General features: G+C 67.5%; 22 protein-coding genes and 1 pseudogene. 17 read left to right on the top strand and 6 right to left on the bottom strand.

Going from position 1 to position 23819, the window contains the following annotated elements; all coding sequences use genetic code 11:
• Positions 1 to 15 precede the first annotated feature (15 nt).
• The 5 genes and pseudogenes from BTO20_RS18480 (at position 16) to BTO20_RS18460 (ending at position 4548) form a co-directional block, all read left to right on the top strand.
• Positions 16 to 1128, top strand: coding sequence for an oxidoreductase (locus tag BTO20_RS18480; RefSeq protein WP_087077743.1), 1113 nt, complete (start codon positions 16 to 18; stop codon positions 1126 to 1128).
• 45 nt (positions 1129 to 1173) lie between these two features.
• Positions 1174 to 1539 carry a thioredoxin gene (gene trxA, locus BTO20_RS18475; protein WP_087077742.1) on the top strand — a complete coding sequence of 122 codons (366 nt, stop codon included), beginning with the start codon at positions 1174 to 1176 and terminating at the stop codon, positions 1537 to 1539.
• Positions 1540 to 1591: 52 nt separating this feature from the next.
• A pseudogene (locus tag BTO20_RS18470) lies at positions 1592 to 2416 on the top strand (enoyl-CoA hydratase); the annotation flags it as partial.
• Positions 2417 to 2600: 184 nt separating this feature from the next.
• On the top strand, positions 2601 to 4229 hold the full coding sequence (locus BTO20_RS18465; protein WP_087077741.1) for an ABC-F family ATP-binding cassette domain-containing protein: 1629 nt from the start codon (positions 2601 to 2603) through the stop codon (positions 4227 to 4229).
• A gap of 124 nt (positions 4230 to 4353) precedes the next feature.
• Positions 4354 to 4548, top strand: coding sequence for a helix-turn-helix domain-containing protein (locus BTO20_RS18460; protein WP_029371250.1), 195 nt, complete (start codon positions 4354 to 4356; stop codon positions 4546 to 4548).
• Positions 4549 to 4576: 28 nt separating this feature from the next.
• Here BTO20_RS18460 and BTO20_RS18455 read toward each other — a convergent pair whose 3' ends face one another.
• On the bottom strand, positions 4577 to 5161 hold the full coding sequence (locus tag BTO20_RS18455; RefSeq protein WP_087077740.1) for a TetR/AcrR family transcriptional regulator: 585 nt from the start codon (positions 5159 to 5161) through the stop codon (positions 4577 to 4579).
• A gap of 64 nt (positions 5162 to 5225) precedes the next feature.
• Positions 5226 to 8054: an aconitate hydratase gene (locus tag BTO20_RS18450; RefSeq protein ID WP_087077739.1), complete on the bottom strand. Its 2829-nt coding sequence runs from the start codon at positions 8052 to 8054 to the stop codon at positions 5226 to 5228.
• 235 nt (positions 8055 to 8289) lie between these two features.
• Between BTO20_RS18450 and BTO20_RS18445 the strand changes: the two genes are divergently transcribed.
• The 9 genes from BTO20_RS18445 to BTO20_RS18405 all read left to right on the top strand — a co-directional run bounded on the left by BTO20_RS18445 (position 8290) and on the right by BTO20_RS18405 (position 17298).
• Complete coding sequence (locus BTO20_RS18445; protein WP_087077738.1) at positions 8290 to 8898, top strand: Rv1476 family membrane protein; 609 nt, start codon at positions 8290 to 8292, stop codon at positions 8896 to 8898.
• A 200-nt stretch (positions 8899 to 9098) separates the two neighbouring features.
• Positions 9099 to 10517 (top strand): NlpC/P60 family peptidoglycan endopeptidase RipA, encoded by a 1419-nt coding sequence (gene ripA, locus BTO20_RS18440; protein WP_087077737.1) that lies wholly within the window; start codon positions 9099 to 9101, stop codon positions 10515 to 10517.
• A 15-nt stretch (positions 10518 to 10532) separates the two neighbouring features.
• Positions 10533 to 11240 (top strand): NlpC/P60 family peptidoglycan endopeptidase RipB, encoded by a 708-nt coding sequence (ripB, locus tag BTO20_RS18435; protein WP_087077736.1) that lies wholly within the window; start codon positions 10533 to 10535, stop codon positions 11238 to 11240.
• A 128-nt stretch (positions 11241 to 11368) separates the two neighbouring features.
• Complete coding sequence (gene moxR1, locus BTO20_RS18430; protein WP_087077735.1) at positions 11369 to 12544, top strand: chaperone MoxR1; 1176 nt, start codon at positions 11369 to 11371, stop codon at positions 12542 to 12544.
• Positions 12541 to 13488 carry a DUF58 domain-containing protein gene (locus BTO20_RS18425; RefSeq protein WP_087077734.1) on the top strand — a complete coding sequence of 316 codons (948 nt, stop codon included), beginning with the start codon at positions 12541 to 12543 and terminating at the stop codon, positions 13486 to 13488. Before moxR1 ends, BTO20_RS18425 begins: the two co-directional genes overlap by 4 nt.
• A gap of 52 nt (positions 13489 to 13540) precedes the next feature.
• The gene (locus tag BTO20_RS18420; protein ID WP_087077733.1) at positions 13541 to 14548 is read left to right on the top strand and encodes a VWA domain-containing protein; all 1008 of its coding nucleotides are present in this window, start codon (positions 13541 to 13543) and stop codon (positions 14546 to 14548) included.
• Between the two features lie 98 nt (positions 14549 to 14646).
• Positions 14647 to 15411 carry a 3-oxoacyl-ACP reductase FabG1 gene (gene fabG1, locus BTO20_RS18415; RefSeq protein WP_083160912.1) on the top strand — a complete coding sequence of 255 codons (765 nt, stop codon included), beginning with the start codon at positions 14647 to 14649 and terminating at the stop codon, positions 15409 to 15411.
• A 59-nt stretch (positions 15412 to 15470) separates the two neighbouring features.
• Positions 15471 to 16280: an NADH-dependent enoyl-ACP reductase InhA gene (inhA, locus tag BTO20_RS18410; RefSeq protein ID WP_087077732.1), complete on the top strand. Its 810-nt coding sequence runs from the start codon at positions 15471 to 15473 to the stop codon at positions 16278 to 16280.
• Positions 16281 to 16290: 10 nt separating this feature from the next.
• The gene (locus tag BTO20_RS18405; protein WP_087077731.1) at positions 16291 to 17298 is read left to right on the top strand and encodes a ferrochelatase; all 1008 of its coding nucleotides are present in this window, start codon (positions 16291 to 16293) and stop codon (positions 17296 to 17298) included.
• Between the two features lie 16 nt (positions 17299 to 17314).
• Here the strand turns inward: BTO20_RS18405 and BTO20_RS18400 are convergent, their stop codons facing one another.
• On the bottom strand, positions 17315 to 18169 hold the full coding sequence (locus BTO20_RS18400) for a hypothetical protein (protein WP_087077730.1): 855 nt from the start codon (positions 18167 to 18169) through the stop codon (positions 17315 to 17317).
• Positions 18170 to 18226: 57 nt separating this feature from the next.
• Between BTO20_RS18400 and BTO20_RS18395 the strand changes: the two genes are divergently transcribed.
• Together BTO20_RS18395 and BTO20_RS18390 are read left to right on the top strand one after the other, a co-directional pair.
• Complete coding sequence (locus tag BTO20_RS18395; protein WP_083160920.1) at positions 18227 to 18661, top strand: NfeD family protein; 435 nt, start codon at positions 18227 to 18229, stop codon at positions 18659 to 18661.
• Positions 18662 to 18682: 21 nt separating this feature from the next.
• The gene (locus BTO20_RS18390) at positions 18683 to 19882 is read left to right on the top strand and encodes an SPFH domain-containing protein (protein WP_087077729.1); all 1200 of its coding nucleotides are present in this window, start codon (positions 18683 to 18685) and stop codon (positions 19880 to 19882) included.
• A 9-nt stretch (positions 19883 to 19891) separates the two neighbouring features.
• Here BTO20_RS18390 and BTO20_RS18385 read toward each other — a convergent pair whose 3' ends face one another.
• From BTO20_RS18385 to BTO20_RS18375, 3 genes are all read right to left on the bottom strand, one after another.
• Positions 19892 to 20374: a nitroreductase family deazaflavin-dependent oxidoreductase gene (locus BTO20_RS18385; RefSeq protein WP_087077728.1), complete on the bottom strand. Its 483-nt coding sequence runs from the start codon at positions 20372 to 20374 to the stop codon at positions 19892 to 19894.
• Positions 20371 to 21006, bottom strand: a complete 636-nt coding sequence (locus BTO20_RS18380) for a TetR/AcrR family transcriptional regulator (RefSeq protein WP_087077727.1) — start codon at positions 21004 to 21006, stop codon at positions 20371 to 20373. The genes BTO20_RS18385 and BTO20_RS18380 overlap by 4 nt, the downstream gene beginning before the upstream one ends.
• A gap of 71 nt (positions 21007 to 21077) precedes the next feature.
• A complete protein-coding gene (locus tag BTO20_RS18375; RefSeq protein ID WP_198343977.1) occupies positions 21078 to 21824 on the bottom strand; it encodes a TVP38/TMEM64 family protein in 747 nt (248 codons plus the stop codon).
• Positions 21825 to 21956: 132 nt separating this feature from the next.
• Here BTO20_RS18375 and mutA point away from each other — a divergent pair, with 132 nt between their 5' ends.
• The gene (gene mutA / locus BTO20_RS18370; RefSeq protein ID WP_198343976.1) at positions 21957 to 23819 is read left to right on the top strand and encodes a methylmalonyl-CoA mutase small subunit; all 1863 of its coding nucleotides are present in this window, start codon (positions 21957 to 21959) and stop codon (positions 23817 to 23819) included.

Below are 23819 nucleotides of genomic sequence, written 5' to 3'. Positions count from 1 at the left end.
CCGGCGCAGCGCCCGATGTTGGTTGGACTTGTGAATCAGCCACGCCCAGAGTTGTTCAGCCCGATCACCGTCGGCTCTCTGACGATCCCCAATCGGTTTGCCATGGCCCCGATGACCCGTCGTGCTTCGCCGGGCGGTATCCCGGGCCCCGATGTCGCCGCGTACTACGCGCGACGCGCTGCCGGGGGTGTCGGTCTGATCATCACCGAGGGCGTGCGGCTGTCCGATCCCGTCGCCGGCTGGCCGTTCAGCATACCGACCCTCGCTGGTCCAGAGGTGCTCGCCGGCTGGCGGGCCGTGACCGACGCCGTACACGCTCACGGCGCGACGATCGCGGCGCAGCTGTGGCATCAAGGTGCTGAACGCGACGACCGCGACGGGCTGGTCCCGGTGAGTCCGTCCGGCCTCAACTCGCTCGGCGAGGCCAAGGGGCGCGCGTTGGGAACCGACGAGCTCGCCGGTGTGGCCGCGGGCTTCGCCGAAGCTGCCCGCAACGCCAAGGCGGCCGGGTTCGACGCCGTCGAACTGCACGGCGCACATGGTTATCTGCTCGACGAATTCCTTTGGGAAAGAACGAATCAGCGCACCGACGGGTATGGGGGATCGGTTGCCGCGCGCACCCGGTTCCCGGTCGAGGTGATCACCGCGGTGCGGGAGGCGGTCGGTTCGGAATTCCCGATCATCTACCGGTTCTCGCAGTGGAAGGCCAACGCCTACGATGCACATATCGCCGCCGACCCGGCTGAGCTGGAGGCGGTGCTGACCCCGCTGGTGAGCGCCGGCGCCGACATCCTGCACCCGTCGACCCGCAGGCACTACCTGCCGGCGTTTTCGGGGTCCACCCGCAGCCTCGCCGGCTGGGTCAAGCAGATCACCGGGGTCCCGGTCATCGGCGTAGGCTCCGTTGGGCTGGCCACCGAATTCAAACCTGGCCGGGCCGACGGAGATGTGATCATCCCGGCCCCGGTGGACCGGCTGCTCGAGCAGTTCGCGGCCGGCGAGTTCGACGTCGTGGCGATCGGGCGGGCGTTGCTGGCAGACCCGGGTTGGGTCAACCGGTTGCGCGACGACACGCTCGACGGCTTCGGCGGCTACCACGCCGAAACCGCACTCGCCGGCTTGCATTGACCATAGGCTGGGAACAGCCCGTCGCACCGTAACGTTAGGAAAGTCGTGACTACGCAAGACATCACCGCAGAACAGTTCAACGCCACCATTGCCGACAACGAGATCGTGCTGGTGGATTTCTGGGCGTCGTGGTGCGGGCCGTGTCGTGCGTTCGCGCCGACTTTCAAGGCCGCATCGGAGAAGCACCCGGACGTGGTGTTCGCCAAGGTCGACACCGAGGCTGAGCAGTCGCTGGCGGCTGCTGCCGAGATCCGGTCCATTCCGACGCTGATGGCCTTCAAGAAGGGCAAGCTGGTGTTCAACCAGGCCGGCGCCCTGCCCCCGGCAGCGCTTGAGGACCTGGTGCAGAAGGTCAAGGATTTCGACGTCGACGCGGCCATTGCCGCACAGGGTGACGGCGAGCAGGTCTAACCCGGCCTGATCCGCGGCCGCTGCGCGCTCAGGCGGTCGGACACGCGATAGCGTGCTGTGCGTGACAGAGCCCAACCAGTTCGTCCTGGTCGACCATCCGCGGCCGGGTGTAGCCCTGGTGACCCTCAATCGGCCCGAGCGGATGAACTCGATGGCGTTCGACGTCATGGTTCCGCTCAAGCGGACGCTCGAAGCCCTCCGCTACGACAACTCCGTGCGGGTCGTGGTGCTGACCGGGGCCGGCCGGGGCTTCTCTTCGGGCGCCGACCACAAGTCGGCCGGGTCGGTGCCACACGTGGATGGTCTGACCAGGCCGACGTTCGCGCTGCGGTCCATGGAAGTGCTCGACGAGGTGATTCTGGGCCTGCGGCGGCTGCACCAGCCCGTCATCGCGGCGGTCAACGGTGCGGCGATCGGCGGCGGGTTGTGCCTGGCGTTGGCATGCGACATCCGCGTGGCCGCCGAGAGCGCGTACTTCCGGGCGGCCGGCATCAACAACGGGCTGACCGCGAGTGAGCTGGGCCTGTCCTACCTCCTGCCTCGGGCGATCGGGGCGTCGCGGGCCTTCGAGATCATGCTGACCGGCCGCGACGTCGACGCCGAGGAGGCCGCGCGCATCGGTCTGGTGTCACGCTCGGTGCCCGGCGATGAGCTGTTGGAGACCTGCTACACGATGGCCGAGGGCATCGCGGCGTTCTCCCGGCCGGGAATCGAGTTGACCAAGCGGACACTTTGGAGTGGACTGGACGCCGCTAGCCTTGAGGGGCATATGCAGGCCGAAGGCCTCGGGCAACTCTTCGTACGCCTGCTCACCGCAAATTTCGAGGAAGCGGTGGCTGCGCGCGTGGAGGGGCGCCCACCGGCGTTTACTGACGAGCGCTTGCGCGAGGAATCGACAAGCACTGACGAGCGCTTGCGCGAGGAATCGACAAGCACTGACGAGCGCTTGCGCGAGGAATCGACAAGCACTGACGAGCGCTTGCGCGAGGAATCGACAAGCACCGACGACAAATAGCCGACAGGCGACGACAAATAAGAACGACAGGCAGGGAGGCAGTAGCGTGATCACCGCAACGGACCTGGAGGTCCGCGCCGGCGCGCGCACACTGCTGTCCATCGAGGGTTCGGCACTTCGGATCCAGCCTGGCGACCGCATCGGTTTGGTCGGCCGCAACGGCGCGGGCAAGACCACCACGATGCGGATTCTCGCGGGTGAGGGCGAGCCGTATGCCGGCACGGTCACGCGCACCGGCGACATCGGTTACCTGCCACAGGATCCGCGCGAAGGCAATCTTGACGTGCTGGCCCGTGACCGGGTGCTCTCGGCGCGCGGCCTGGACACCCTGCTGGCCGATCTGGAGAAGCAGCAGGCGCTGATGGCCGAGGTGGCCGACGACGCCGCCCGGGACAAGGCCGTGCGGAAGTACGGTCAGCTGGAGGAACGCTTCGCCGCCCTCGGCGGATATGCGGCCGAGAGCGAGGCGGGTCGCATCTGCGCGAGCCTGGCGTTGCCCGACCGTGTCCTTACCCAGCCGCTGCGGACCCTCTCGGGTGGTCAGCGCCGCCGGGTGGAACTGGCCCGAATCCTGTTCGCGGCCAGTGATACGGGATCCGGTTCGGCCACCACCCTGCTGCTCGACGAGCCCACCAACCACCTCGACGCCGACTCGATCGGGTGGCTGCGGACCTTCCTGCAGAACCACTCCGGCGGTCTGGTGGTCATCAGCCACAACGTCGAGCTGTTGGCCGATGTTGTCAACCGGGTGTGGTTCCTGGACGCGGTGCGTGGCGAGGCCGATGTCTACAACATGGGCTGGCAGAAATACCTCGACGCCCGTGCGACCGATGAGCAGCGGCGCCGTCGGGAACGCGCCAACGCGGAGAAGAAGGCAGGCGCGTTGCGCGCCCAGGCCGCCAAGATGGGCGCCAAGGCCACCAAAGCTGTTGCCGCGCAGAACATGTTGCGGCGTGCCGAGCGGATGATCGCCGAGCTGGACGCCGAGCGGGTTGCCGACAAGGTGGCTCGGATCAAGTTCCCGAGCCCGGCGCCGTGCGGCAAGACGCCGCTGGTGGCCAAGGGGCTGACCAAGACCTACGGGTCGTTGGAGATCTTCACCGGTGTCGACTTGGCGATCGACCGCGGATCGCGGGTGGTGGTGCTCGGCCTCAACGGTGCCGGCAAGACCACCCTGCTGCGTCTGTTGGCGGGTGCGGAAACCGCCGATGCGGGCGCCTTGGAGCCGGGCCACGGCCTCAAACTCGGCTACTTCGCGCAGGAACACGACACCCTCGACGACCATGCCACGGTGTGGGAGAACATCCGGCACGCGGCGCCGGACACGGGGGAGCAGGATCTGCGAGGTCTGTTGGGCGCCTTCATGTTCACCGGGCCGCAGCTGGAGCAGCCGGCGGGCACCCTGTCCGGCGGTGAGAAGACTCGCCTGGCGCTGGCCGGCCTGGTCGCCTCGACCGCCAATGTGCTGCTGCTCGACGAGCCGACCAACAACCTCGACCCGGCATCGCGCGAGCAGGTGCTCGACGCGTTGCGCAGTTATCAGGGTGCGGTGGTGTTGGTGACACACGATCCCGGTGCGGCCGAGGCGCTCGACCCGCAGCGCGTGGTGCTGTTGCCCGACGGCACCGAGGATTTCTGGTCGGCGGAGTACCGCGACCTCATCGAGCTGGCTTGAGTTCTTGCACTCGCCAAAACTCGATCGACGCCAAATCCTAAGACGTTGGCCAATTTCGCCCGCTGACGTGTGAGCTGTTTCTAGTCTGGGTAACCGTCGGGACATCCACAGCGGGGAGATGTCGATGAAGGAAACCAACAAGACCCGGGACGAATTGCTGACCGAGTTGCGCAGCGCCTACGAGAGGGGCGCCAGCATCCGCTCGCTGGTTGCGACGACGGGTCGGTCCTACGGTTCGATACACAGCTTGCTGCGCGAATCGGGCACCACCATGCGCAGCAGGGGCGGGCCCAACCACCGCACCAGAGCCCGGGCCTGAGCCCATAGCCGTTGCGGCACCGCCGGTTTCAGTGATCGGCTGACGTCGGGTGTTGTTGCCGCACCGATGCCTCCACGAGGTCGAGGACCGCATTGAGATTCTTGGGGTCCTCGCCGGAGGCCAGCCGCGCCACCAGACCGTCGAGCACGAGATCGAGGTAGATGTGCAGTACCGCGCTCGGGACGTCGTCGCGCAATCGCCCGGCCTGCTTCTGCCGCCGTAACCGTTCGGTGGTGGCAGCAGAGAGTTCGGCGGACCGTTCTGCCCAGCCCTGGTGAAAAGCCGGGTCGTTACGCAGTTTTCGGGCGATCTCCAGCCGCGTGGCCAGCCAGTCGAACTGCTCGGGCGCGGCCAGCATGTTTCGCATCACCTGGATCAGACCCTCACGGGCGGCCACGTCGGCCATCCGCTCGGCGTCTTCGCGGGCCAGTTCGAAGAACAAGGTGTCCTTGTCCTTGAAGTGGTGAAAGATTGCGCCGCGCGACAGCCCGATGGTTTGTTCGAGCCGCCGCACGGTCGCACTCTCGTATCCGTTCTGAGCGAAGCAGCGCCGGGCGCCGTCGAGAATCTGGCGGCGGCGGGCTGCCAGATGGTCGTCGGTCACCCGAGGCACTGGTTCACTCCTCGCGCAGGCGCCTGTCGTAGCGCCATAGCTGATTTGGTTGCTCCGGCCGGGACTACTTGGACTTCAGCATGTTGCGCAGCACGTACTGCAGGATGCCGCCGTTGCGGTAGTAGTCGGCCTCACCGGGGGTGTCGATGCGCACGACGGCGTCGAACTCGACCTTGGATCCGTCTTCCTTGGTGGCCGTCACGTGCACGGTCTTCGGCGTCTTGCCCTCGTTGAGCGCTTCGATTCCGGTGATGTCGTACACCTCGGTGCCGTCCAGCTTCAGGCTGGCCGCCGATTCGCCTGCCGGGAACTGCAGCGGGATGACGCCCATGCCGATCAGGTTGGAGCGGTGGATGCGCTCGAAGGACTCGGTGATGACGGCCTTGACACCGAGCAGCACCGTGCCCTTGGCCGCCCAGTCACGCGACGAGCCGGAGCCATACTCCTTGCCGCCCAAGACGACCAGCGGGATTCCGGCCTTCTTGTAGTTGACCGACGCGTCGTAGATGAACGACTGCGGGCCACCCTCCTGGGTGAAGTCCCGGGTGTAACCGCCGGACACATCGTCGAGCAGCTGGTTGCGCAGCCGGATGTTGGCGAAGGTGCCGCGGATCATCACCTCGTGGTTGCCGCGACGCGACCCCAGCGAGTTGTAATCCTTGCGCGCCACGCCGTTGGCGTCGAGGTACTGCGCGGCCGGGGTGCCCGGCTTGATCGAACCGGCCGGGCTGATGTGGTCGGTCGTGACCGAATCACCCAGCAGCGCAAGAACTCTGGCGCCCGTGATGTCGGTGACAGGCTCTGGCTCGGCGGGCATGCCGTCGAAGTACGGGGCCTTGCGCACGTAGGTCGATGCCTCGTCCCACTCGAAGATGTTGCCTTCGGGGGTGGAGAGCGAACGCCAGCGGTCGTCGCCCTTGAACACGTCGGCGTAGGAGTCGGTGAACATGTCCCGGTTGATCGACGACGCGATGGTCTCCTCGATCTCCGCCGCAGACGGCCAGATGTCCTTGAGGAAGACGTCCTTGCCGTCCTGGTCCTGGCCGAGCGGGTCGGTCTCGAAGTCGAAGTCCATGGTGCCCGCGATGCCGTAGGCGATGACCAGCGGCGGGGAGGCGAGGTAGTTCATCTTGACGTCGGGGGAGATGCGGCCCTCGAAGTTGCGGTTACCCGAGAGCACCGCGGTCACCGACAGGTCGTTGTCGTTGATGGCCTTGGAGATCTCGTCGGGCAGCGGGCCGGTGTTGCCGATGCATGTGGTGCAGCCGTAGCCGCCCAGGTAGTAGCCGAGCTTCTCCAGGTACGGCCACAGGCCGGCCTTGTTGTAGTAGTCGGTGACCACCTGCGAGCCCGGCGCCATGTTGGTCTTGACCCACGGCTTGCTGGTCAGGCCCTTCTCGACGGCCTTCTTGGCCAGCAGCGCCGCGCCGATCATGACCGACGGGTTGGAGGTGTTGGTGCAGGACGTGATGCCCGCGACCACCACGGCGCCGTGGTCGAGCACGAATTCACCGCGCTCTTCGGAGCGCACGGTGATCGGCTTGGTCGGCCGGCCCTCGGCGCCGTTGGCGGCCGACGGACGGACGTCCACGGCGCCGTCGTCGGCGAAGGTCAGCTTGGCCGGATCGGAGGCCGGGAAGGACTCCTCGATCGCCTCGTCGAGCTTGGTGTGCTCGACGGGGAGATTCTCCTCGACGTAGTTGTGGATGTCCTTGCGGAACGCGTTCTTCGCGTCGGACAGCTCGATGCGGTCCTGCGGACGCTTCGGGCCGGAGATCGAGGGCACCACGGTCGACAGGTCAAGCTCGAGGTACTCGGAGAACACCGGTTCCCGGTCGGGGTTGTGCCACATGCCCTGCGTCTTGGCGTAGGCCTCGACGAGTGCCAACTGCTCCTCGGTGCGCCCGGTCAGGCGGAGGTAGTTGATGGTCTCGTCGTCGATCGGGAAGATCGCTGCGGTGGAACCGAATTCGGGGCTCATGTTGCCCAGGGTGGCGCGGTTGGCCAGTGGCACCTCGGCCACACCCTTGCCGTAGAACTCGACGAACTTGCCGACCACGCCGTGCTTGCGCAGCATGTCGGTGACGGTGAGCACGACGTCGGTGGCGGTCACGCCGGGCTTGATCTCGCCGGTCAGCTTGAAGCCGACGACGCGGGGGATGAGCATCGAGACGGGCTGGCCCAGCATGGCGGCCTCGGCCTCGATACCGCCGACGCCCCAACCCAGCACGCCGAGGCCGTTCTCCATGGTGGTGTGGCTGTCGGTGCCCACACAGGTGTCCGGGTACGCGACCCCGTTGCGGGTCATCACGACGCGGGCCAGGTACTCGATGTTGACCTGGTGCACGATGCCGGTGCCGGGCGGGACGACCTTGAAGTCGTCGAAGGCGCCCTGGCCCCAGCGCAGGAACTGGTAACGCTCGGAGTTGCGCTCGTATTCGAGTTCGACGTTGCGCTCGAACGCGCCGGCGTTGCCGAAGACGTCGAGGATCACGGAGTGGTCGATGACCATCTCGGCCGGCGACAGCGGGTTGACCTTGTTCGGATCACCGCCGAGGGCGGCCACGGCTTCACGCATGGTGGCCAGGTCGACGATGCACGGCACACCGGTGAAGTCCTGCATCAGCACGCGGGCCGGGGTGAACTGGATCTCGATGCTCGGCTCGGCCGAGGGGTCCCAGTTGGCGATGGCCTGGATGTGGTCTTTGGTGATGTTGGCGCCATCTTCGGTGCGCAGCAGGTTCTCGGCGAGCACCTTGAGGCTGTACGGCAGCTTTTCGGTACCGGGTACCGCGTCCAGACGATAGATCTCGTAACTCTGGTCCCCGACTGTCAGCGTGTCGCGGGCACCAAATGAGTTAAGGGACGAATTTTCCGTATTCTCGCTGCTCACATCAACTCCCGGCTTGATCTCGCCGCGACGGGCTGTGTCGGCGGCGTTCCGATGTTAACAGTACGCTTGTCCTGCAATACGCCGCAGGGCGCGTAACAGTCTTCTCTTGTTGTTTCCGCGGTGCTACCCGGACGCCCGGATTCGGCGGGCGCCCAAATTTACCGGGGTCTCTCACGCCGGGTGGGACAGCCGTGTCGCTGCCCGGTGGGTTGGCGACACGGCGTACCGTGCCCCTGTGACTGGACCGCACGTCATCCCGTTTCTGCCTGCCTTCATCCCGGTCGAGGTATGCGACACCGTGGGGCTGAGCCCGGCGCAACCCGATGGCGTCGCGCACTGCATGGCGGCCGTACAGGCCGACGTCGCCGACGACGGGGTGGCCGCACCTGCCGCCGACGTGCCGGAGCTTCGCCAGGTGGTCAGTGACGCGCGCCAGGAGGGTGTCGACCTGAAGATCATCGTGGTGCCGAAGAATCCGTTCATCGACACCCCGCTGCGGGATATCGCCACCGAGGTCGGTCAGGCCAATCCCGGGTCGACGGTGATCGCCATCAGTCCGTCATTTGCCGGCACCTACAGCGAGTCCATAGATCGGGTCACTTTGGAGGCCGGACAAGACGTTGCCAAGACGGGTAACCCCGTGCAGTCGGCACGGAATTTCGTCGATCAGATAACGACTCCGATTTTCCCGTGGACAACCCTCACGATCGCGTTGACGCTAGGGGTGGCCGCAGCCGCCGTCATCACCCGCGTCCTGCAGGTTCGTGGCAAACGTGCCGCCGCGCCGGCGGCTCCGACCGACCCCCATCCGGAGCCCGCGGATCCATCGAACATTAGTTCGTAAATTCCTCGAATATCACTAAACGGTCACACTATTCGCAATTACATATCTGTAATTTGTGACTAAAGTTTCTTTAGCTTCTTCTGTGACGTACGGTGCAAACGGTACCCATTGTTGTAGTTGTGCTTTGTGTGACTTCTGCGCAAAGGCTGCGAGCAAACCTGCCGGTACGCCGTCGTTGAGCCCAAGGAGACTTGAGTCGCATGAGACGCTCCCTTCGCGCCTCTAGGTCGCAGTGGTACGGCCGCATCTGTGCCGTATCGCTGACGGTCGGGATGCTGCTCGCCACATCATGGGCCGGCGGCGTCCCACCGGCGACGGCCGAACCGGGCGGCCCGGAAGACGTCGCGACTCTGGTTGCCGCCGTGGCCAATGCGAACCAGAAGCTGCAGGAGTTGGGCGCCGCGATCCAGACCCAGCAGGAAAGCGTCAACAAGGCGATCGTCGCGGTGCAGGACGCGCGCGATGCGGCCGACGCGGCCAACCGTGAAGTGACTGCCAGTCAGCAGGGCATCGCCGACGCCAACGCCGCCATCGCCGCGGCGCAGAAACGCTTCGACAACTTCGCCGCAGCCAGCTACGTCAACGGCCCGTCGAGCTCGTACCTGACCGCAACGAACCCCGCCGACATGATCGACGCGGCCGCCACCAGCCAGACGCTGGCCGTCAGCTCCGACCAGGTGATGGCCGACCTGCAGCGGGCCCGCACCGAACAGGTGAACCGGGAATCGACGGCGCGGCTGGCCAAGCAGAAGGCCGACCAGGCCGCCCGCGATGCCCGGGCCAGCCAGGATTCCGCGGTGTCGGCGCTCAAGGACGCTCAGCAGACGTTCGGCGCCCAGCGCGACCAGTTGCAGCAGCTCACGGCGCAACGAGCTGCGGCCCAGGCCAAGCTCGACCAGGCGCGGCCCATGTCGGCTCCGGCCGGCAGCGCGCCCGCCGGGATCCCTGCGCAGGTGAACCCGGGTAACTGGGACCGTGCACCCGGGGCGGCGGGGCAGCGCCCAGCCAACTGGGACGGCCAGTGGGACCCCACACTGCCCGCGATCCCGAGCGCGTTCGTGCAGGGTGACCCCGTCGCGATCATCAACACCGTGCTGGGCATCTCGTCGACGTCGGCGCAGGTCACGCAGAACATGGGCCGGAGCTTCCTGCAGAAGCTGGGCATCCTGCCCACGCCGACGGGCTACACCAACGGCGCCATCCCCCGGGTGTACGGGCGGCAGGCCTCCGAGTACGTCATCCAGCGCGCGGGTTCGCAGATCGGTGTTCCGTACTCGTGGGGTGGCGGAAACGCCGCGGGCCCCAGCCGAGGAATCGATTCCGGTGCCGACACCGTCGGTTTCGACTGCTCTGGCCTGATCCTGTACGCGTTCGCCGGCGTCGGCATCAAGCTGCCGCACTACTCGGGGTCGCAGTACAACGCCGGCCGCAAGATCCCGTCCTCGCAGATGCGCCGCGGCGACGTCATCTTCTACGGCCCCGGCGGGGCCCAGCACGTGACGCTCTACCTCGGCAACGGCCAGATGCTCGAAGCGCCGTACACCGGGTCGACGGTCAAGATCTCACCCGTCCGCACCAGCGGCATGACACCGTACGTCGTCCGCTACATCGAATACTGAATCGTAGGGATTGCATTGCGCTCCAAGTCATTTCGCCCCACCAGAATCCTGGCTTCGACGGCGGTCGCAATCGCGCTCGCCGTCGGGGGCGCATGGCCTGCCGCGGCCGCACCCGACGACGGCTCCTGGGACCCGACACTGCCGAAGGTGGTCAGCTCCGGAGCCCCCGGTGATCCGGTGGCGATCGCCAACGCGTCGTTCCAGGTCAGCCAGATCGCGCTGCAGACCACCCAGAGTCTCGGGCAGCAGTTCCTGCAAAGCATCGGCCTGGCGCCCAAGACGGCCGCGGCATCACCGCTGCCCGCGGGCGCGGTGCGGGGCCCGCAGGCCATCGAGTACGCCATCCGGCGGGCCGGCAGCCAGATGGGCGTGCCGTATTCCTGGGGTGGCGGCACGCTGACCGGACCGGGTCCCGGGGTGGACTACGACGCCGGAAAGATCGGCTTCGACTGCTCGGGCCTGACCCGCTACGCCTTCGCCGGCGTGGGTGTGCAGATTCCCAAGTACTCCGGCGACCAGTACAACACCGGCCGTGCCATCCCGCCGTCGCAGGCCAAGCGTGGCGATCTGATCTTCTACGGCCCGGGCGGTAGCCAGCACGTCGCCATCTATCTCGGCGGCGGGAAGATGCTCGAGGCCTCCGGCAGTGCAGGCAAGGTCACCGTCAGCCCGGTGCGGACCGCGGGTATGTCGCCCCATCTGTCCCGCATCATCGAATCCTGAGCGGAACCTGAACTCTTCCGGGCAGCGTCGACGGATTCCGGAGTGCCTGGAATAGTTGACCACGGGCACCCGGCTGCCCGGCTATTGGTATTGATGCGTTTGCAGACGAACACTGTGGGAGGAAGTTGATGACGTCACCGAGTGGACCGCCGCAGGGCGCCGGAGGTTACCCCGGCTCGAGCCCGGCGCCGGGCTATCCTCCCGGCTCCCCGGCTGCGCCCGCTGCTGCGCAGCCCGGCGCGCACGCCGCCCCGGCGTCGAACAACGGCGGCCTGCAGGGTGAGGTGCATACCCTTGAGCGGGCGATCTTCGAGGTCAAGCGCATCATCGTCGGCCAGGATCAGCTGGTCGAGCGCATGCTGGTCGGCCTGCTCGCCAAGGGCCACGTGTTGCTCGAAGGTGTGCCCGGCGTCGCCAAGACCCTGGCCGTGGAGACGTTCGCCAAGGTGGTCGGCGGCACGTTTGCCCGCATCCAGTTCACCCCCGACCTGGTGCCCACCGACATCATCGGTACCCGTATCTACCGCCAGGGCAAGGAAGACTTCGACATCGAGCTCGGCCCCGTTGTGGTCAACTTCCTGCTCGCCGACGAGATCAACCGTGCGCCCGCCAAGGTGCAGTCGGCACTTCTCGAGGTCATGGCCGAGCGCAAGATCTCCATCGGCGGCAAGACCTTCCCGCTGCCCAGCCCGTTCCTGGTGATGGCGACCCAGAACCCGATCGAGCAGGAGGGCGTGTACCAGCTGCCCGAGGCGCAGCGTGACCGCTTCCTGTTCAAGCTCAACGTCGACTACCCGTCGCCGGAGGAAGAGCGCGAGATCATCTACCGGATGGGCGTCAAGCCGCCGGAGCCCAAGCAGATTCTCAACACCGGTGACCTGCTGCGCCTGCAGGATGTCGCGGCGAACACGTTCGTGCATCACGCGCTGGTGGACTACGTGGTGCGGATCGTCACCGCGACGCGTGAGCCCGAGAAATTCGGCATGCCCGACGCCAAAGCGTGGATCGCCTACGGCGCCTCGCCGCGTGCGTCGCTGGGCATCATCGCCGCGGCCCGCGCGCTGGCACTGGTGCGCGGCCGCGACTACGTCATCCCGCAGGACGTCGTCGAGGTCATCCCCGATGTGTTGCGGCACCGCCTGGTGCTCACCTACGACGCGCTGGCCGACGAGATCTCGTCGGAGACCGTGGTCAACCGCATCCTGCAGACAGTCGCCCTGCCGCAGGTGAATGCCCTTCCGCAGCAAGGACATTCGGTTCAGCCCGCGGTGCCCGCCGCTGCCGCCGCGGCCGCGGGTCGGTGACGGCTCCGGGCCGCCGCTCAGTCGACCTCCCGTCGCTGCAGCGCGGCGAGATCCGTGACCCCGCCCTGTCGGCGGCCCTGCGCAAGCTCGAGCTGACGGTCCGTCGCAAGCTCGACGGCGTGCTGCACGGCGACCACCTCGGGCTGATTCCCGGCCCGGGGTCAGAGCCGGGGGAGTCGCGCATCTACCAACCCGGCGACGATGTGCGCCGGATGGACTGGTCGGTGACGGCGCGGACCACGATGCCGCATGTCCGGCAGATGATCGCGGACCGGGAGCTGGAGACCTGGCTGGTGGTCGACGTCTCGGCCAGCCTCGACTTCGGCACCGCGGGCTGCGAGAAGCGTGACCTCGCCGTCGCGGCGGCCGCGGCCATCACGTTCCTCAACAGCGGGGGTGGCAACCGGATCGGCGCGATCATCGCCAACGGCGAAACGGTCCGGCGGGTCCCGGCCTTGTCAGGCCGTATGCACGAGCAGGAGATGCTGCGTGCCATCGCCACGATGCCCAAGGCGCCCACCGGTGTCCGGGGTGATCTGGCCGCGGCCATCGACGCGTTGCGCAGGCCGGAGCGGCGACGCGGCATGGCCGTGATCATCAGCGACTTCCTGGGGCCGATCAACTGGATGCGTCCGCTGCGGGCCATCGCGGGCCGTCACGAGGTGCTCGGCATCGAGGTGCTCGACCCGCGGGACATCGAGCTGCCCGAGGTCGGTGACGTGATCCTGCAGGACACCGAAACCGGCGTCACCCGCGAGTTCACCATCGACGCCCAGCTACGCAGCGATTTCGAGCAAGCCGCCGCGGCTCATCGCCAGGAGGTGGCCCGGACCCTGCGGCGGTGCGACGCCCCGCTGCTGAGCCTGCGCACCGACCGGGACTGGATCGCCGATGTGGTGCGGTTCGTGGCCAATCGGCGGCGTGGCGCGCTCGCGGCCCGGTAACCGGAATAGACGTCTGGCTGACGACCATCGAAACTGAAATGACAACTAGCACATGACATTACCGATACTCGGGCCGATCAGCCTGTCGGGCTTCGCGCACGCGTGGTGGTTCCTGTTCCTGTTCGTGGTGGCGGCCCTGGCCGTGCTGTACGTCGTCGTCCAGCGTGCCCGTCAACAGCGGATCCTGCGGTTTGCCAACATGGAGCTGCTGGAGAGTGTGGCGCCCAAGCAGCCGACCCGCTGGCGGCACGTGCCCGCCATCCTGCTGGTCGTCTCGTTGCTGCTGTTCACCGTGGCGATGGCGGGCCCGACCCACGACGTCCGGATCCCGCGCAACCGTGCCGTGGTGATGCTGGTGATCGACGTCTCGCAGTCCATGCGGGCCACCGATGTGGCGCCGAGCAGGTTGGCCGCGGCGCAGGAGGCGGCCAAGCAGTTCGCCGACCAGCTGACGCCCGGCATCAACCTCGGGCTCATCGCCTATGCGGGCACCGCGACCGTGCTGGTTCAGCCGACCACCAACCGGGACGCGACCAAGAACGCGCTCGACAAGCTGCAGCTGGCCGACCGGACTGCCACAGGCGAGGGCATCTTCACCGCCTTGCAGGCGATCGCGACGGTGGGTGCGGTGATCGGCGGGGGCGACGAACCGCCGCCTGCGCGGATTGTGCTGATGTCCGACGGTAAGGAAACGGTGCCGTCGAACCCGGATAACCCCAAGGGCGCCTACACAGCGGCCCGTACCGCCAAGGATCAGGGCGTCCCGATCTCCACGGTGTCGTTCGGCACGCCGTACGGCTATGTCGAGATCAACGATCAGCGCCAGCCGGTGCCCGTCGACGACGAGACGCTGAAGAAGATCGCGCAGCTCTCCGGTGGCGATGCGTTCAACGCGGCCAACCTGGAACAGCTGAAGGCGGTCTTCACGTCGCTGCAGCAGCAGATCGGCTACGAGACCATCAAGGGCGATGCCAGCCTGGGCTGGTTGCGGCTGGGGGCCTTGGTGCTCGCGCTCGCCGCCCTGGCCGGGCTGATGATCAACCGACGGCTGCCCAGCTAGATGAACGTCGAAAGCGGCACCCGGGCGGTGCAAACGCGTGTGCACCAGCCCCGGTGCCGATTTCAGCGAACCAGTATTGACGCGTTAAGTTGGCCAGCATGAGTGACACGGTTGCCGCTGAAGCTGATACCGAGACCACGCCCGGCCGTCCCGCGTTCGTTTCCCGCTCGGTCCTGGTGACCGGTGGCAACCGCGGTATCGGTCTGGCGATCGCACAGCGGCTGGCCGCCGACGGGCACAAGGTGGCCGTCACCCACCGTGGATCCGGCGCACCGGACGGGCTGTTCGGTGTCGTGTGCGACGTCACCGACAACGACGCCGTGGACCGCGCGTTCAAGGAGGTCGAGGAGCACCAGGGCCCGGTCGAGGTGCTGGTCTCCAACGCAGGCATCTCCAAGGATGCGTTCCTCATGCGGATGACGGAGGACCGCTTCGCAGAGGTCATCGACGCGAACCTCACCGGCGCGTTCCGGGTGGCTCAGCGCGCCTCGCGCAGCATGCAGCGCAAACGTTTCGGCCGGATCATCTTCATCGGCTCGGTCTCGGGTATGTGGGGGATCGGCAACCAGGCCAACTACGCGGCCGCCAAGGCCGGTCTCATCGGCATGGCCCGCTCGATCTCGCGTGAACTGTCCAAGGCCGGGGTCACCGCGAACGTCGTCGCCCCCGGCTACATCGACACCGAGATGACCCGCGCCCTCGATGAGCGGATCCAGGCCGGCGCGCTGGAATTCATCCCGGCCAAGCGGGTCGGCACCGCCGAGGAAGTCGCCGGGGCGGTGAGCTTCCTGGCGTCCGAGGACGCAAGCTACATCGCCGGTGCCGTGATCCCGGTCGACGGCGGCATGGGCATGGGCCACTGAGCTCAAAGCCTTTGGCCTACCAGAACTTTCAACTTTTCGCCCAAGAAGGAGTCCCACTCATGGCAGGTTTGCTCGAAGGCAAGCGGATCCTGGTCACCGGGATCATCACCGATTCGTCTATCGCGTTCCACATCGCCAAGGCGGCCCAGGAGGCCGGGGCCGAGCTGGTGCTGACCGGTTTCGACCGGATGAAGCTGATCCAGCGCATCGCCGACCGGCTGCCCAACCCGGCTCCGCTGCTCGAGCTCGATGTGCAGAACTCCGAGCATCTCGACAGCCTGGCCGAGCGGATCACCGGTGTCATCGGTGAGGGCAACAAACTTGACGGCGTGGTGCATTCGATCGGCTTCATGCCGCAGTCGGGCATGGGCATCAACCCGTTCTTCGACGCGCCGTACGAGGATGTCGCCAAGGGTATCCACATCTCGGCCTATTCGTACGCCTCGCTGGCCAAGGCGACGCTGCCGATCATGAATCGGGGCGGCAGTATCGTCGGCATGGATTTCGATCCCACCCGCGCGATGCCCGCCTACAACTGGATGACGGTCGCCAAGAGCGCACTGGAATCGGTCAACCGGTTCGTCGCCCGCGAGGCCGGCCAGGTCGGCGTCCGCTCCAATCTTGTTGCCGCCGGGCCCATCCGCACCCTCGCGATGAGCGCCATCGTCGGCGGTGCGCTGGGCGCCGAGGCCGGTGACCAGATGCGGCTGCTGGAAGAGGGCTGGGATCAGCGTGCTCCTGTCGGCTGGGACATGAAGGATCCGACGCCGGTCGCCAAGACGGTGTGCGCCCTGCTGTCGGATTGGCTGCCTGCCACCACCGGCACCGTCGTCTACGCCGACGGTGGCGCCCACACCCAGCTGCTCTGATCCCGAACTGATGGATTTCGATGCCCTGTTGCTGCTGTCTTTCGGCGGGCCCGAAGGACCGGAGCAGGTACGTCCATTCCTGGAGAACGTGACGCGCGGGCGCAACATCCCGCCGGAGCGGCTCGACGAGGTCGCCGAGCACTACCTGCATTTCGGCGGTGTGTCGCCGATCAACGGGATCAACCGTGCGCTGATCGAGCAGTTGCGGGCCGAGATGCCCGATCTGCCGGTGTATTTCGGCAACCGCAACTGGGATCCCTACGTCGAGGTCACTGTCGCCACGATGCGCGACAACGGTGTTCGGCGTGCCGCGGTGTTCACCACGTCGGCGTGGGGCGGCTATTCGAGCTGCACGCAGTACGTCGAGGACATCGCCCGGGCCCGGTCCGCGGCCGGCCCGGACGCGCCCGAATTGGTCAAGCTGCGGCAGTATTTCGATCATCCGCTGCTGGTGGAGATGTACGCCGAGGCGGTCACGAAAGCGGCGGCTTCACTGCCCGATGACGCGCGCGTGGTGTTCACTGCGCACTCCATCCCGATCGCCGCCGACGAACGGCACGGGCCGCGCCTCTACAGTCGACAGGTGGCCTACGCCGCGCGGCTGGTGGCGGCAGCCGCAGGCATCGACGACTACGACCTGGTGTGGCAGTCCCGCTCCGGCCCACCACAGGTGCCGTGGCTGGAACCCGATGTCGGCGACCACCTTTCGGTGCTGGAGCAGCGCGGCGTCAAGGCTGTCGTGGTGTGCCCCATCGGCTTCGTCGCCGATCACATCGAGGTGGTGTGGGATCTCGACAACGAACTGCGGCTGCAGGCCGACGCCGCAGGCATCGCGCTGGCTCGCGCCACCACGCCCAATGCCGACCGGCGCTACGCGAAGCTGGCCGCCGGGCTCATCGCCGAGTTGCGCGACGGCAGTGAACCGCTGCGCGTAACGGGGCCGGATCCGGTGCCCGGCTACGGATTCAGCGTCAACGGTGCGCCCTGTTCGCCGCACTGCTGCGGCAGCGCGGGCTAGGCAGGCCGTACCCGGTTCAGCGCCAGGCGGACTGCATGATGGCGCCGAGCGCAGCCAGTCTGGCGGCGCGCACCACCTGGGTCAGCGGGCGCAGCGTGTCACCGGCGAGCTGAACCTCCGAGGACGTCTGCAGCCCGATCGGTGTCAACCCGGCGCTCACCGTGACGATCGCGTCGACGTGCGCGGCGGTTTCCAGAACCCGGATGGCCCGTGTGGGCGCATGGTCGGGGATGCGGTGCAGCCGCGTGGCGTCCAGAATCTGCTCGACCATCCCGCGCGGGTCCTCGACCTCCATGCCTGCCCCGGAGCGCAGGGAGGTCAGTGTCTCGGCGGCCGAACGGACGGCCGAACGCAGTTCGTACTCGGCCGTGCCCAGCTCGAACTGCTCGGGCGGCGGCAGCGTCGGGACCGAGTACACCGTCCAGGACAATGCGCGGGGCTCCGGGTCGAACATCGAATTGTCTTCTGTCTCATCGAATTCGAAGTACTCGAACTCGGGGACCAGACCCACGCCCGGCAACTCGTCGTGGCTGACGATGACAGCCTCACCGACGGTCACGGCGTCGCGCTGGAACTGGGTGCCCGCGGGCAGGCCGCGGACATCACCGGGAATCGGCTGGGCGACCGTGATGGTGGGGGTCCGTACCGACCGCCCCGCGGCGGTGCGCAGTGTCTGCAGCAGCGACACCGAACCGGAGTCCTCCAACTCCGGCCAGGGCAGCCCGGTGCGGACCGCAGCCGACGAATCGTAGGCGGTCACAGAATGCGTTGGAGCCCATTGCGATAACGCGTCGAGGACGTCGTCGGGCGCGGCGGCACCCGCGAGCCAGGCGTTGGCCCACACCGACAGCGTTGCACTTGGACACCACATGATGCTGGCAGTGTAATAGTCGGCCGCCGCAACGGCGGTATTCGCTAGGGTGGTGGCATGCCTGTGTGGCTGATCTGGCTCATCGTGGCGCTGGGGCTGGCCGGGGCGGAGGCGCTGACCGGCGACATGTTCCTGCTCATGCTGGCCGGCGGAGCGCTGGCGGCCACGGGCTCCAGTGCGTTGCTGGACTGGCCGGTATGGGCCGACGGCGCGGTGTTCCTGGTGGTTTCGGTGCTGTTGCTGGTGCTGGTGCGGCCTGCGCTGCGGAGGCGGTTGCTCAGCGGACACGGCCTTCCGGACCCGGTCCAGGCGTTGGAAGGCAAGTCGGCGCTGGTGCTGGACCGGGTGGCGCGGCATGAAGGCCAGGTCAAACTCGACGGCGAGGTCTGGACGGCCAGGCCGCTCAACGACGACGATGTGTTCGAACCGGGTGACCATGTGACCGTCGTGAAGATCGACGGTGCGACCGCGGTTGTGTTCAGGTCACTGTAAAACGACGAAGGGGTCTGCCAAATGGACGGTGCTATAGCCGGGTTGGTCTTCCTGGTGGTGTTGGTGGTGTTCGCCATCATCGTGGTGGCGAAGTCCGTCGCGCTGATTCCTCAGGCCGAGGCGGCGGTCATCGAGCGGCTGGGGCGCTACAGCCGCACGGTCAGTGGCCAGCTGACGCTGCTGGTGCCGTTCATCGACCGGATCCGGGCCCGCGTGGACCTGCGGGAGCGGGTGGTGTCGTTCCCGCCACAGCCGGTGATCACCGAGGACAACCTCACGCTCAACATCGACACGGTCGTCTACTTCCAGGTGACCAATCCGCAGGCCGCGGTGTACCAGATCAGCAACTACATCGTCGGTGTCGAGCAGTTGACCACCACCACACTGCGCAACGTGGTGGGCGGTATGACGCTGGAGCAGACGCTGACCTCGCGTGATTCGATCAACGCTCAGCTGCGTGGGGTGCTCGACGAGGCCACCGGACGCTGGGGTCTGCGCGTGGCGCGGGTCGAGCTGCGCAGCATCGACCCGCCGCCGTCCATCCAGGAGTCGATGGAGAAGCAGATGAAGGCCGACCGCGACAAGAGGGCCATGATCCTGACGGCCGAGGGTGTGCGGGAGTCGTCCATCAAACAGGCCGAAGGTCAGAAGCAATCGCAGATCCTGGCGGCCGAGGGTGCCAAGCAGGCCGCGATCCTGGCCGCCGAGGCCGACCGGCAGTCCAGGATGCTGCGGGCCCAGGGTGAGCGGGCCGCCCAGTACCTGCAGGCACAGGGCCAGGCCAAGGCCATCGAAAAGACGTTCGCGGCGATCAAGGCGGGCCGTCCCACCCCGGAGATGCTGGCCTATCAGTATCTGCAGACCTTGCCGCAGATGGCCAAGGGTGAGGCGAACAAGGTGTGGATCGTGCCGAGCGACTTCGGTTCGGCGCTACAGGGATTCACCAAGATGCTGGGTGCGCCCGGCGAGGACGGCGTGTTCCGGTACACGCCGACCCCGGTGGATGAGGATCTGCCGAAGCCTGAGGATGACAGCGACGAGGTCGCCGAGTGGTTCTCGACCGACACCGATCCGGCCATCGCGCAGGCGGTCGCCAAGGCGGAGGCCGAAGCCCGCTCGACGACACCGCCGCTGGGGGCTCCGACGGCCGTCCCGCCCGCACCGTCGCTGGACGGGCCGTATCCGCAGGGCGGATTGCCCGGCGGCGCACACCGCGCCTGACGGACATCGTCAGGCCGGGGACTGCAGGCGTAGCTCGACCATCGGCAGCGGGGCATCGGTGTCGGTGATCGGTTGGCCGAGCGTCTCTTCCAGGATCGGCTTGAACTGTTCCCAGGCCTTGGGGCGGTCCAGCCGGTAGGCGGTGAGTACCCGGTCGGTGCTCTGCTGATCGAGCACGTGCGCGAGTGCGGGCCTGGGCGAGTGGCTGCCGACCCAGACGCGGACCGCGGGGTTGGCGCGAATGTTGCGGAACCACTGAGCCTTTGCGCCGAAGCCGGAGGCGACGACGTAGCTGTCGGGGGTAGGGTGGTCGACGACTTCGAGGACGACGTAGCGCGCTCGGCCCGACGTGCGGCCGATGTGTTCGAGCATCAGCACCCGTGGGCCGAGCAGCGCTCCGGCGCGCAGCCGGTAGATCCAGATCGGGGCGCGCACGAGCCGGCGATTGCGCAGGATGCGGGCGCCCAGATCGGCGAATATGTTGGCGGTCATGGTGTTTCTCCTTCCGGTCCGGCTCTGAGCCCGTTGCGGTAGATCGCGAAAACCTCCGCAGCCCAGCGCGACATCCCGTCGTGTTCGAGCGGGTCGACGCCCAACACTTCGGTGAGGCGTGGTCGCAGCATCAGGACGGCGAGATCGTTGGCCATCAGAACTGCCGCCCGCACCGCCGGATCCGCGCCGGCGTCGGCGACGCCGCCGGCGACCATGGCGTCCAGGGCGGTTCGGCTGATGCCGTAGAGCTGGGCGAACACTGCCGACGCGACGGTGCCGCCCGCCGTCAGCAGCCGGCTCAGGTACGCCGGAATCGGCGAGTCGGCGGGTAAGTGCGTGGCCAGGGAGTCCACCAGGGTCGGTACTGCGGACGGCTCGAGAGCGTCGTCGGAGGGTCGGCTGGTCGCTTCGGTCAGCAGTGCCTCCAGGGTGGCCACGACGTGATCGTCGACCGCCGCCACCAGCCCGTCCTTGGACCCGTAGTGCCGTATCAGCAGGGCAGGGGACACGCCTGCGGCCGCGGCGATATCGCGCATGGTGACCGCGTCGGCGCCGCGTTCGGCGAAGAGCCGCAGCGCCTCGTCGCGAATGCGTGCGCGTGCTGTCCGGTCATCGGCGGGTAGTGAACCCATGTTTACTATTGTAAACATTTGTTTACATCGGCGGTAGGCCGGAATCTGCGGTCATCCGCAGCCGGGAGTGCTCAGCCGCCGGTCACGGTGTCGACCGCGGTGCTCGACACGGCGCTGCGCTGAGCCCGGCGATGGCTGCGCACCTCGAAGATCAGCCCGGCCACGCCGAGGGCGGCCGTGCTCAACGACACCAGGAACAACGAGGGGCTGATGTTGCCGGTCAGGGCGTCACCGAGGATGACGACCGCGGCCGTGCCGGGAAGCAGCCCGACGACGGTGGCCAGCGTGTAAGGGACCACTCGCACGGCCGAGGCCCCGGCGGCGTAGTTGAGCACCGAGAACGGCACGGCAGGGATCAACCGCATCGATATCACCACGGGCCAGCCCCGCTGACGCAGCCGCGCGTCGACCGCCTCGAGCTTGGGGTGCGACACCAGCCGGTCGAGTTGCCAGCCGGCCGCCCGGACCAGCACCAATGCGATCACCGCGCTCACGGTGCTGGCCACCACGGCTATCGCCACCCCCAATGCCGGACCGAACAGCAGCCCGGCGGCCAGCGTGAAGGCCGTGCGGGGAAACGGGAACACCGTCACAACGATGTGCGCGCCCAGGAAGGCCAGCGGAAACCACGGTCCGACGGAGCCGGCCCAGTCGCGCAGTTGCAGCGCAGTGGGCAATGGCACGAGAAGTGCGACTGCGACAAGAATCACAATTGCGGCCAGGATGGCGACGATGCGGCGCGGCGGCAGCTGCAGCACGGTCGTCATCACCGCGGCACGCACGGTTCGCAGGGTGCTGACGACGGGTTTCACGCTCATCAAGACTACGGGCCGCGGGCGAACATCTCCCAGTCACGGGCGTCCGCGTCGGCTGCCCGGCAGACAGAGTCGTGATAGTGATCATTTAGCCTGAGAAACAAGTGACTAGGTCACACGCTGCGACAACAGGAGATGCGGGTGTCGTTACAGGGGTCCAGTGCGGTCGAATCCGACCGTGATCAGTGGCGCAAGGCGGTTGCCGGCGTCCTCGCCAAGAGCCGACGGGGGGACAGCGCCGACCTGCCGGCCGAGCCGGAGCGGCAGCTGGATTCGGCCACCTATGAAGGTTTTCCCATCCGCCCGCTCTACACGAGCCTGGACACCGTCGCCGAGCCGTCGCTGCCCGGTCAGTGGCCCTACATCCGCGGCGGCGACGCACGCCGTGACGTGAAGGCCGGATGGCGCGTCGCCGAATCGTTCCCGATCGTGCCCGGTTCCGGCGTCGAGACCGTCAACGGCGTGATGCTGCTCGCGCTGACCGAAGGCGTCAGCGCCCTGCTGCTGCGTATCGGCGGCCCCGACGGCGTCGCCGCAGCCGACGTCGACCGCTTGCTCGACGGCGTGTTCCTCGACCTGGTACCGATCGTGTTCGAGACCGCCGGCGCCGACTATCGCGCGACCGCCGAGAAGGTGCTGGCCCTGCTCGCGGATTTCGACGACGACCAGCGGGCCCGGTTGTCGGTCGACCTGGGCGCCGACCCACTGACGGCGGGCTTCGCCGGGCGCGACGCGGCCACCGAGGCCGACGTCGTCGCGACCGCCGCGCAGCTGACCGGCTATGCGGGCCGGGTACGGGCCATCACCGTCGACGGCCCGGCCTTCCACAACCACGGGGCCGGCGCGGCCTTGGAGCTGGCCGGTTCGATCGCCGCGGGTGTGGCCTACCTGCGCATCCTCGGTGACGGCGGCATCGCGGCCGACGACGCGTTGCGGCAGATCAGCTTCCGATACGCCGCCGACGACGATCAGTTCATGACCATCGCCAAGCTGCGGGCGGCACGGCAGCTGTGGGCCCGGGTAGCCGAGGTCGTCGGTGCGCCGGACTGCGGCGCCGCCACCCTGCATGCCGTCACCTCGCTGCCGATGATGACCCAGCGGGATCCGTGGGTGAACATGCTGCGCACGACGCTGGCCGCGTTCTCCGCCGGTGTCGGCGGCGCCGACACCATCACGGTGCACCCGTTCGATGTGGCCATCCCCGGCGGATTGGACGGGACCTCAAGCACTTTCGCCCGGCGGATCGCCCGTAACACGCAACTGCTGCTCCTCGAGGAGTCGCACCTGGGACAGGTGCTCGACCCGGCCGGTGGATCCTGGTTCGTCGAGGATCTCACCGCCCAGCTCGCCGAGCAGGCCTGGAAGCATTTCCAGCAGATCGAATCCCGCGGCGGATTCGTGGCGGCGCAGGATTACCTGAAGGCCGAGATCGCCGAGGTGGCCGGGCGGCGTTCCGACGACATCGCCCATCGCCGCACCGCGATCACCGGGGTCAACGAGTTCCCGAACCTCGCCGAACCTGTCCTCGCACAGGCAGATTCAGTCGTGGGCTGGGCGCGTTACGCGGCCGGGTTCGAAGACCTGCGCGACCGCTCCGATGCGTTCCTGGTCGGCACGGGCGCCCGCCCCCGGGTGCTGCTGCTGCCGCTGGGCCCGTTGGCCGAGCACAACGTCCGCACCACCTTCGCGAACAACCTGCTGGCATCGGGCGGTATCGAGGCCGTCAACCCCGGCACTGTCGAGGCCGCGAGCGTCGCCGCGGCGGTCACGGAGGCCGGCTCGCCGAGCGTCGCGGTGTTGTGCGGCACCGATGCCCGTTACGGCGCCGAGGCCGCCGCGGTGGTGGCGGCCGCACGGGCGGCCGGGGTGGGCGAGGTTCTGCTGGCCGGGCCGGAAAAGGCTGTCGCGCAAGCCGACTCGAAACCCGACGGATACCTGACCGCGAAGATCAATGCGGTAGAAGTGTTGGCGAACCTGCTCACCGGACTGGGGGCCTGA

The organism is Mycobacterium dioxanotrophicus, from assembly GCF_002157835.1.
GTDB lineage: Bacteria > Actinomycetota > Actinomycetes > Mycobacteriales > Mycobacteriaceae > Mycobacterium > Mycobacterium dioxanotrophicus.
Note: the sequence above shows the minus strand (reverse complement) of the source record. Positions and strands in the feature narration are given on the sequence as shown.